This is a genomic window from Streptomyces sp. FH025 (assembly GCF_017427025.1).
GTDB lineage: Bacteria > Actinomycetota > Actinomycetes > Streptomycetales > Streptomycetaceae > Kitasatospora.
The window spans coordinates 1-9,724 of sequence record NZ_JAFLNG010000268.1 but is presented as its reverse complement, the minus strand read 5'-3'; the positions used below and the strand labels follow the sequence as shown (position 1 = coordinate 9,724).

Sequence of the window (9,724 nt, the reverse complement as noted above, 5' to 3'; positions counted from 1 at the left end):
CTTCACCAAGGACGTCCCCTCGGCGATCGAGGCGAGCTTCCGGGTCTCCACCGACCCGCAGGCCTGGGCCTTCATGGGCAACTCCACCGGCGGCTACTGCGCCCTCAAGCTGGCCATGCGCCACCCGGACGTCTTCCCGACCGCCGTCGCCCTGTCCGCGTACTACGACGCCGCCGACGACCCGACCACCGGCGACCTCTTCGGCGGCAGCAAGCAGCGCCGCGACGAGGCCAACCTGATGTGGCGGCTGAAGAACCTGCCCCAGCCGAACGTCTCCGTGCTGCTGGCCGGCACGAAGAAGGGCGACGGCAACTACAAGCAGGACACCGAGGCCTTCATCGACGCGGCGCAGAGCCCGATGAAGGTCTCCTACAGCATGCTGGAGAACGGCGGCCACAACTTCGAGACCTGGAGCGCACTGCTGCCGTCCTCGCTGGAGTGGCTCTCCCAGCACCTCAAGGTGCCCAACCAGCCGGTCTGACGACCAGACGACCAGAGCACTCGCGCGCCGACCCGTCGACGCGACCGAACCCCCGGGGCCGCAGCTCCGGGGGTTCGGCTTTCGCACGGCTCGGGCTGACACGGCTCAGGCTCACGGGGCTCAGGCTCACGCGGCTCAGGCTCGCATGGGCTCAGGCCACCCGCTCCAGCGTTCCGGTGTGCAGCTGGCCGACCCGGCCGCCCTCGCCCTCGAAGGTCCAGAAGGCCCGCACGGTCAGCTTGTTGAGGTCCATCACGTGGCTGACGGTGATCCCGCTCTGCTCCGTCCAGCTGACGAAGTAGATCTCCGGCGCGACCTCGGCGACGTGCAGCCGCACGTCCTCCCACTGACCCGCCGACTCGCCGAGGCCCTCCCAGCGCAGCCGCGTGCCGTCGGCCGAGTAGGTGTTGCGGAAGGCCGCGCCGTTGTCGGCCCGGAAGACGTAGGTACGGCCGGCGAAGGCGGGCAGGGACGCGGTCATGGTGGGGCGGGTCCTCGTTTCTGTGATGCTCGGAGCTCTTGTGCACTGCGGAAGATGTCAGGCATCCAATTTATCCGACCGGGCGGACTCGGTGGGGCCTCCGGCGCCGAACGGTTCGCCCGCCGCCACGGACCGTTCCGCCCGCCGCCGCGGAGGCGCCACGGTACCGTCCGCCACCGCGCCGCAGGCCGAGGTGTGCGACCGGCACATGGGCGCCCGCCGCACCTACTTCGGCACCGGCGAGCCCTACTCCGGCCGCTTCCTCCTCTACTCCGCCGCCGGCTGGGACACCGGCGGCCTCTCCACACCCGTCCTGCTGGTCCACGGTGCCAACGACAACGCCGACCGCGCCTGGGCGAACCCGGGGGAGAGCGGCACCTGCGGCGCCGCGAGCTGCCCGTCCACCGGCCTCGCCCAATACCTCGCGGGGACCGGCCACCGGGTCTTCGCGATCGGCTTCGCCCACAAGCACGGCGACAACCTGCTCCAGGCCCAGACCATCGGCGACGCGATCGCCCTGATCCGGGCCCGCCTCGGCGTCCCCCAGGTCGACGTGGTGGCCTGGAGCAAGGGTGAGGTCGCTGCCCGGGCGTACGTGTCCTCGGTACGCCCGTCCTGGGGGAGGGCGTACGCGGGTGACGTGCGCCGCCTGGTCACCCTCGGCGGGCCGAACGGCGGGCTGGACTACGCCTACGCGCACGGCTGGGACTTCGACCTGGCCACCTGGCCGGCCTGCGGCGGCACCGCCAACGCGCCGTCCCCGCACCTGTACATGACCTGCTACGGCACGTACACCGCGCAGCCCTGCCTCGGTGTGCTGCCGACCGGCGGCTACGACTGCTACCCGGGCCAGCGCCAGATGCTCGCCCGCTGGGACGGCACCTACGGGGTGGACACCACCGCCCAGGACTGGTGGACCACCTACTACGGCGGCCAGGGCTTCTACACCTCCGGCCAGGGCATCCAGGCGGCCATCGACGCCGGCTCGCTGATCGCCCCGCTGCAACGGGCCGGTGTGCCCGCCTCGGTGCGCACCTACCTCCTCGCGGGTGGGTCGGCGGACATCCCCGGCGTGCTCAACGAGAACCGCGGGCCCAGCGACGGCATCGTGTTCACCGCGAGCGCCCTGGACACCACCGGCATCGCGACGGTCGGTGGCACCCGGCTGCTCACCGGCCTCAACCACCTGGAGCTGGCGTGGTCCCCGGACGCCGCGAGCCAGGTCAACTCCTGGCTCGGCTAGCTCTGCCGTCGATTCCTGTCACCGACCCCTGACACCGGCCCCTGTCATCGACGCCCGCCGTCGATCCCCGCCGTCGATCCCCGCCGTCGATCCACGTCATTGATCCATGCCATTGATCAACTCGGCCGCCACGCAGCGTCGTTGATCGACACCACTGTGAGCTGGGCGACAACAGGCCCGATGGAGTTGTCCGTTCACGGACGGTTTGCCTAGCCTGCAACCGGTCGTCCGCCCCTCGCGGACCCCGCCGCCGGGACGCCGAGTCCCGTCCACCCGTCGGCGGGCAACCGAGCACCACAGCGGACGGGAGCGGGGGAACCAAGGTCAGCGCCCGGCCCGTACGCTCCCGCGTGCGGGCCGAGGCTAGGGGTGAAGCCGCTCCACGGGCGGCCGGGCAACTGCAGCCCGAATCCGACAGCTCACCTCGCAGGCGTCGCAGAGGACCGCCATGCACCAGCCCGCCCGGCGCCGCCGAGCCCCGCGCCACGCCCGCCCGTCCCACCGCGGCCGCAACGCGGCCCTCGCCGCCACCGGCGCGCTCGCGATCAGCGGCGCCGGCCTGCTCGGCCTGCCGTACGTCTCCGGTGCCCAGGCCGTGACCGCTCCGGCCGCCGCCCAGTCCGCCACCGCTCAGAGCGTCACCCAGGACCGGCTCGCCCCCGCCGCCATGGTCGCGGGCAAGGCCGCCACCGCATCGCTCAGCCTGCACTCCTCGTCCTGCTTCACCGCGAAGACCGTCGGCGTCGGGGTGCGCGACGCGCGCGGCACCAACCTCGACTTCCCCGGCAGCGCCGGCAACGTGCGGATCTGCCCGAGCGGCGTCGACTACACCAGCGGCCCCCGCAGTCTGCCCGCCGGGACGTACACCCAGTTCGGCTTCTGGCAGGACCTCGGCGGCGCCTGGCACAACCTGCCCTCGCAGCAGCTGGTGGTCTCCGCCGCCGGTGCGTCCACGCCCACGCCGACGGCGGCCCCGACCACCAAACCGTCTGCCATATCGTCTGCCAAACCGTCTGCCAAGCCGACCGCCGCCCCCGGAGCCACCGCGAGTCCGAGCACTCCGGCGCCGGCTTCGCCGATCGCGGGCAAGTCACTGACCTGGTCCGACGAGTTCAACGGCCCGATCAACTGGGGCCAGCGCTGGGTCGGCGACAAGAGCACCGCCTACAAGTACGGCAACCACAACCCGGACGACAACAAGCTCGACTGGCTGAACAGGAACAACGTCACCGTCGCCAACGGCGTCGCCACCTTCACCGCCACGCCCGGCGGGCCCGCCCTGGAGAACGGCAAGCAGTCCTGGAACACCGGCCTCCTGACCACCGAGGGCTCCGCGGAGGGCTTCCAGGTCAAGACCGGTGACTACGCCGAGACCCGGGTCAAGCTGCCCGCCGGAAGCGGCGCCTGGCCGGCGCTGTGGACCTGGAAGAACGGCAACGGGGAGATCGACTCCTTCGAGTACCACCCCGACAATCCGAACCTGCTGGAGCTGACCAACCACGTCAACCCGGGCAACGCGAAGTACTACACCGACGCGAGCGCCATCGCCAAGGGCCAGTGGGTGACCATCGGCACCTACTACGGCGCCAACTCGGTTGACTGGTACGTCAACGGCGTCAAGGTCTTCTCGGACGGCAAGGGCGTCGGCGCCAACTGGTCGGCGTACCTGATCCTCAACCTGTCGGTGTGCGCGGGCCAGTACCACCCGGGTCCGCAGGGGACCACCCCGATCACCTTCGCCGCCGACTACGTCCGCGTGTACCGCTGACGAACCTCGCCGCCCGGCAGGCCGTTCACCGGCTCACCCGTAAACCGGACCGGCTCACCCGTAAACCGGCTCACCCGTACACGGGCCGGCGGTTCACGAAGCGGCAGCCGCTTCGGCCACCGTCAGGTCGAACGGCTGCCGGTGGTCGCTCCCGTCCCGGTCGTCCGCGCTGTGCACCGCGACCCAGCCGCCGTCGAGCCTGCCCGCGCGCAGCTCCGGGTCCAGCCGGACTGGGACGAGCGCGGTCGCGCTGCGCAGCGGCGGCAGGCCGGGGCCGAAGACGCAGCGCACCTGACGGCCGCCCCGGAACACCTGGCAGTCGGAGGGGAAGTACGGGCCCTCCGCGGTGACGCCGTGCGGCAGGTGGACCACGACCGTGAACGGCGAGGCCGTGCTGTCCGGGCCGCGGTTGGCGACGAAGGCGTGGACGGTGGTGGTGCCGCCGGGCGGGGCGGCGTCCGGGTCGATCCGGACCACCTCCAGCTCGGAGCGGGACGGTTCGGCGGCCACCGCGAGGTCCACGCTCGGACCGGGCTCGGGCTGGCGCGCCCAGGACGGCACGTCGACCAGCACCGCCACCGCACAGCCCACCGCTAGCGCCGTCACGGCCGCGACCAGCCCGGTGCCGAGCCTGGCACTGAGCCCGGCTTGGCGCCCGGCCCTGCGCCCGGCTTGGCGCTCAAGGCCGTGCCCGGCTTCGTGCTCAAGGCTGTGCCCGGCTCCGCGCCCGGTGCCGCGCTGCCGGTCCAGTGCGTCCCGTCCGTCCCGGCGTGCCATCCCCGCTCACCCTGCTCTCGCGCTCCGGCCGCCCACGCCGTCGCGGGCCGCGTCCGCACCAGGGTGGCGGAGCCGCCGCCGGGTCGGGGGCGCAACCCGCCCACCGTCCCCCCGAACGAGGGACAACGGCCGGACGAAACCACGTATCCCCTGCGCACGCGAGGCAAGTTGAGGTGGCGTCAGGGAGCGAGAACCTGCCCCAGCCTGGTCGCGATCTGGTGCATCACCGGCACCAGCGCGGACGCGCCGGCCTGCTCCTCCAGCGCCCGAACGCGGGCCTCCGGGCCGGACACGGAGAGCGCGGTGGGCGTCGGCGCGCCCGGGACCGCGAGCGCGATGCAGCGGACGCCGATCTCCTGCTCCTGGTCGTCGACCACGTACCCGCGTTCGCGCGCCTCGGCGAGCTGACGCAGCAGCTCCTGCGGGTCGGTGACGGTGTACTCGGTGTGCGCGGGCAGTGGGTTGGGGCCGAGGATCGCGCGGGCCTCGTCCTCGGGGAGCTGGGCGAGCAGGGCCTTGCCGACCCCGGTGCAGTGCGGTTGCACCCGGCGTCCGACCTCGGTGAACATCCGCATCGAGCGCCGCGACTGCACCTGTCCGACGTACACCACCTCGCCGCCCTCCAGCACCGCCAGGTTGGCGGTCTCGCCGGTGGCCTCCATGAGTTCGGCCAGGTAGGGGCGGGCCCAGCTGCCGAGCAGGCGGCCGGCCGTCTCTCCGAGCCGGATCAGCCGGGGGCCGAGGGTGTAACGGCGCGTGGTGTCCTGGCGGACATAGCCCTGCTGGACGAGGGTACGAACCAGTCGGTGGATGGTCGGCATCGGGAGGCCGGAACTGGTGGAGAGCTCACTGAGGGTGGCCACCCCGCCGGAGTCGGCCAGCGCCTCCAGGAGTTGGAAGGCGCGTTCGACGGACTGCACGCCGCCGCTCGCGCGGTCGGCGCCTGTCGTCGATGCCGAGTCGGGGGTCGCAACCACCGGCGTTCCCTTCGCTGTCGGGGAGGAGTAGAGTCCCGGCGATCTTTTCAACAAATCGTTGAAATTCTGTATCGCGGAAACTAGTCTCCACCTTACAGAATCGCGTTCGCCGGCAGGCGGGTTCCGATCGGGTTCCGATCGAGTTCCGACCAAGGAAGTTCCCGAGGAAGTTCCCACCGGAGCTCCCTTCGCCAGGCTCAACCGTCTTAGGAGTGTCCTGCTCATGGCTACAGATCAAGGGCCCGAAGGCGCCTTCACCGCCGCTCCGGTCGTCACTGTCGCCGGACCGCGCGTCCACCGGGCGGAGGAGGTGCTCACCCCGGAGGCGCTCGGCTTCGTGGCCGGCCTCCATCGTGCCTTCGAGGGCCGCCGACAGGGACTCCTGGCCGCGCGGAGGAGCCGTCGCGCCGAGATCGCCGCCACCGGCACGCTGGACTTCCTCCCCGAGACCGCCGACATCCGGGCCGGCGACTGGAAGGTCGCCGAGGCGCCGCGCGCCCTCCAGGACCGCCGGGTCGAGATCACCGGCCCGACCGACCGCAAGATGGTCATCAACGCGCTCAACTCTGGCGCGCGGATCTGGCTCGCCGACTTCGAGGACGCTACCTCCCCGACCTGGGAGAACGTGGTCAGCGGTCAGGTCAACCTGATCGACGCCTTCGAAGGCCGGATCGACTTCACCACCCCCGCCGGCAAGACCTACGCCCTCAAGCCCGCCGCCGAGCTGGCCACCGTCGTGGTCCGCCCGCGCGGCTGGCACCTGGACGAGAACCACCTGCTGGTCGACGGCACCCCGGTGGCCGGCGCGTTCGTCGACTTCGGACTGTACTTCTTCCACAACGTGGCCCGGCTGCTCGCCAAGGGCGCGGAGGACCCGAACTCCGGCCCGTACTTCTACCTGCCGAAGACCGAGAGCCACCTCGAAGCCCGGCTGTGGAACGACGTGTTCACCCATGCGCAGGCCGAACTCGGCATCCCGCACGGCACCATCCGCGCCACCGTGCTGATCGAGACCATCACCGCCGCGTTCGAGATGGACGAGATCCTGTACGAGCTGCGTGAGCACGCGGCCGGTCTCAACGCAGGGCGCTGGGACTACCTGTTCTCGATCGTCAAGAACTTCCGCGACGCCGGCGAGCACTACATCCTGCCGGACCGCAACAGCGTCACCATGGCCTCGCCGTTCATGGCCGCCTACACCCGGCTGCTGGTGCGGACCTGCCACCGGCGCGGCGCCCACGCGATCGGCGGCATGGCCGCGTTCATCCCGAGCCGCCGCGACCCCGAGGTCAACGCGGCCGCGCTGGAGAAGGTCAAGGCGGACAAGGACCGCGAGGCCGGCAACGGCTTCGACGGCTCCTGGGTCGCCCACCCGGACCTCGTGCCCGTCGCCCGCGCCTCCTTCGACGCGGTGCTCGGCGAGCGCCCCAACCAGAAGGAGAATCCGGGCCCGGCCGAGCCGGTCACCGCGGCCGACCTGCTCGACATCGCCGGCGCCGGCGGCACCTGCACCCGCGCCGGGCTGCACAACGCCGTCCAGGTCGGCATCCGCTACATCGAGGCGTGGCTGCGCGGCCTCGGCGCGGTCGGCATCTTCAACATGATGGAGGACGCCGCCACCGCCGAGATCTCCCGCTCGCAGATCTGGCAGTGGATCCACAACGGGGTCGTGCTCTCCGACACCGGTGAGAAGACCACCGCCGAGCTGGTCCGCACCCTGGTCGCCGCGGAGTTGGCCGGACTCCACGCTGAGCTGGGCGACGAGGCCTACGGGGCCGGCCGCTGGCAGGAGGCCGCTCGACTCTTCGAACAGGTGGCCCTGGCCGAGGAGTTCGTGGACTTCCTGACCCTTCCGGCGCTTCCCCTGTTGGGCTGAGCCGACTCACCCGCCCGTGCCGCCGCCGCACGCTCGCGGCGGTGGCGCGTCCCGGCGGCGGCCCCGTACTTCGTTCCGTGCGGCGACGAACCGACCTGTCCTCCCGTCGCCGTGCGGAACGGTCTTTTCCACGTGAGGAGTTCACCCATGGTGCGCATGTTCTTCAGCGGCCAGGCGATGGTCGGCGGACCGTTCCACGGCAAGGTCGCCGACTCGTTGATCGGCCCGGCCCGGACCGCCCCCGGATACCGCTTCTTCTCCATCGACCACAGTGGTGGGACGGACGTCTGCCCGGGCCTGCTGGCCGACCCGGGGGTGGACACCGCGATCGAGGGCGAGCTGTACGACATCAGCCTGGAGCGGCTGCGGGACGTCATCCTGCCCGGCGAGCCGCGCGAGCTGGAGCTGGGTGTGATCAAGCTGGAGGACGGCTCCGCGTGCCTGTCCATGCTGCTCTCCCGGGGCGAGCTCGAACGCGGTGTGCACCGCGAGATCACTCACCACGGCGGCTGGCGCGCCTACCTCGCGACGCTGGGTCGGGTGGCCTGACAGCTGACGGCGGGCGGCCGACAGATAACAGCTGTTAGATAACAGCTGACAGATAACAGATAACAAAAAACAGCTGACAACTTTCGTCATCTGTTACTTGTTGGCTGTTATCCGTCAGCTGTCCGCCGTCATCCGCCGGGCGACCGCCGTCTCCCCGGGCGGCCCGGCGCCCAGGGAGCGGGAGTGAAAGCGGGAACGAAAGCGGAAGCGGGACACCGCCCCGTCAGACCGGCCGGGCCGCCAGTTCCTTCGCGGCCCGGGCGCAGTCCCGCGCGATCCGCTCCTCGTCGACGGTGGTCAGCCGCCCCTGCTCCACCACCGCGTTGCCGTTGACGAACAGCACCGACAACGGTGGCAGCGCGCCGAAGGTGAGGGCCGCGACCGGGTCGGCGATCGACGAGTGCATGATCCCGTCGATCCTCCACAGCGCCAGGTCGGCCAGCTTGCCGACCTCGATCGAGCCGATCTCGCGCTGGCGCCCGAGCACCCGGGCGCCGCCCATGGTGCCCAGCCGCAGCGCCTGGCGCCCGGTGAGCGCCGTCGGGTAGCCGTGCAGCCGGTTGATCAGCAGGGCGTTGCGCAGCTCGGTGCCGAGCTCGCCGGACTCGTTGGAGGCGGTGCCGTCCACCCCGAGCCCGACCGGCACCCCTGCCCTGAGCATGTCGGGCACCCGCGCGATCCCGGCGGCCAGCCGGGCGTTGGACGACGGACAGTGCGCGACACCGGTGCCGGTCTCGGCGAACTTGGCGATGTCGGAGTCGTTCATGTGCACGCAGTGCGCCATCCACACGTCCTCGCCGAGCCAACCCACCGACTCGAAGTAGTCGGTCGGCCCCATGCCGAACAGTTCCTTGCAGAACCGTTCCTCCTCGGCCGTCTCCGAGCCGTGGGTGTGCAGCCGGACGCCCTTGCGGCGGGCGAGTTCGGCGGATCGGCGCAACAGCTCGGTGGAGACCGAGAACGGCGAGCACGGCGCCAGCGCGACGTGCAGCATCGAGCCGAAGGAGGCGTCGTGGTACCGGTCCACCGTGGCCTCGGAGGCGGCCAGGATGTCGTCCAGCTCCTCGACCGCGTGGTCCGGCGGCAGTCCGCCGTCCTTCCTGCTCCGGTCCATCGAACCGCGCAGCGCGGTGAAGCGCAGCCCGAGCTCCCGAACGGCCTCGATCGAGGCGCCGAGCACGTCGCCGCCGTCCCGGGGGAAGACGTAGTGGTGGTCCGAGGCGGTGGTGCAGCCGGACTTGAGCAGGGCGGCGGCCGAGCCCTGGCTGGCCGCGTGCACGAGGCCCTCGTCGATCCGCGCCCAGGTGGGGTAGAGGGCGACGAGCCAGTCGAAGAGGATGGCGTCCTGGGCGAGGCCGCGGGTGATCCACTGGTAGAAGTGGTGGTGGGTGTTGACCAGCCCGGGGGTGAGCAGGTGGCCCTCACCGTCGATCCGGCGCGCCACGCCGTCCAGCCGGTTCGGCGCGGGCCCGTCCCCGACCGACTCGATCGTGTTCCCGAGGATGACGACGTGGCCGCGGGCGTACTCGGTGTCGGCGGAGTCGACGGTGGCGATCGCGACGTTCTCGATCA

9 protein-coding genes and 1 riboswitch are annotated in these 9,724 nt (G+C 71.5%); of the genes, 5 read left to right on the top strand and 4 right to left on the bottom strand.

Going from position 1 to position 9,724, the window contains the following annotated elements; all coding sequences use genetic code 11:
• The coding region (locus J0670_RS19715) for an alpha/beta hydrolase family protein (protein ID WP_207812948.1) at nt 1-481 on the top strand (481 nt) is incomplete at its 5' end.
• A gap of 151 nt (nt 482-632) precedes the next feature.
• Here the strand turns inward: J0670_RS19715 and J0670_RS19710 are convergent.
• Nucleotides 633-962 (bottom strand): phenolic acid decarboxylase, encoded by a 330-nt coding sequence (locus J0670_RS19710; RefSeq protein WP_196950722.1) that lies wholly within the window; start codon nt 960-962, stop codon nt 633-635.
• A 208-nt stretch (nt 963-1,170) separates the two neighbouring features.
• Here J0670_RS19710 and J0670_RS19705 point away from each other — a divergent pair, with 208 nt between their 5' ends.
• Together J0670_RS19705 and J0670_RS19700 are read left to right on the top strand one after the other, a co-directional pair.
• The gene (locus J0670_RS19705) at nt 1,171-2,205 is read left to right on the top strand and encodes a triacylglycerol lipase (RefSeq protein ID WP_207812947.1); all 1,035 of its coding nucleotides are present in this window, start codon (nt 1,171-1,173) and stop codon (nt 2,203-2,205) included.
• A gap of 333 nt (nt 2,206-2,538) precedes the next feature.
• Nucleotides 2,539-2,646: riboswitch (cyclic di-AMP (ydaO/yuaA leader) on the top strand.
• A 7-nt stretch (nt 2,647-2,653) separates the two neighbouring features.
• Nucleotides 2,654-3,973, top strand: a complete 1,320-nt coding sequence (locus tag J0670_RS19700) for a glycoside hydrolase family 16 protein (RefSeq protein ID WP_243437245.1) — start codon at nt 2,654-2,656, stop codon at nt 3,971-3,973.
• Between the two features lie 93 nt (nt 3,974-4,066).
• Here the strand turns inward: J0670_RS19700 and J0670_RS19695 are convergent, their stop codons facing one another.
• Both J0670_RS19695 and J0670_RS19690 read right to left on the bottom strand, forming a co-directional pair.
• On the bottom strand, nt 4,067-4,750 hold the full coding sequence (locus tag J0670_RS19695; protein ID WP_207812946.1) for a hypothetical protein: 684 nt from the start codon (nt 4,748-4,750) through the stop codon (nt 4,067-4,069).
• A gap of 179 nt (nt 4,751-4,929) precedes the next feature.
• The gene (locus J0670_RS19690) at nt 4,930-5,727 is read right to left on the bottom strand and encodes an IclR family transcriptional regulator (RefSeq protein WP_207812945.1); all 798 of its coding nucleotides are present in this window, start codon (nt 5,725-5,727) and stop codon (nt 4,930-4,932) included.
• A 223-nt stretch (nt 5,728-5,950) separates the two neighbouring features.
• Here J0670_RS19690 and aceB point away from each other — a divergent pair, with 223 nt between their 5' ends.
• Together aceB and J0670_RS19680 are read left to right on the top strand one after the other, a co-directional pair.
• Nucleotides 5,951-7,603: a malate synthase A gene (gene aceB / locus J0670_RS19685; protein WP_207812944.1), complete on the top strand. Its 1,653-nt coding sequence runs from the start codon at nt 5,951-5,953 to the stop codon at nt 7,601-7,603.
• A gap of 147 nt (nt 7,604-7,750) precedes the next feature.
• Complete coding sequence (locus tag J0670_RS19680) at nt 7,751-8,152, top strand: gamma-glutamylcyclotransferase (protein ID WP_207812943.1); 402 nt, start codon at nt 7,751-7,753, stop codon at nt 8,150-8,152.
• 223 nt (nt 8,153-8,375) lie between these two features.
• Here the strand turns inward: J0670_RS19680 and J0670_RS19675 are convergent, their stop codons facing one another.
• Nucleotides 8,376-9,722 carry an 8-oxoguanine deaminase gene (locus J0670_RS19675; protein WP_307806594.1) on the bottom strand — a complete coding sequence of 449 codons (1,347 nt, stop codon included), beginning with the start codon at nt 9,720-9,722 and terminating at the stop codon, nt 8,376-8,378.
• Nucleotides 9,723-9,724 lie beyond the last annotated feature (2 nt).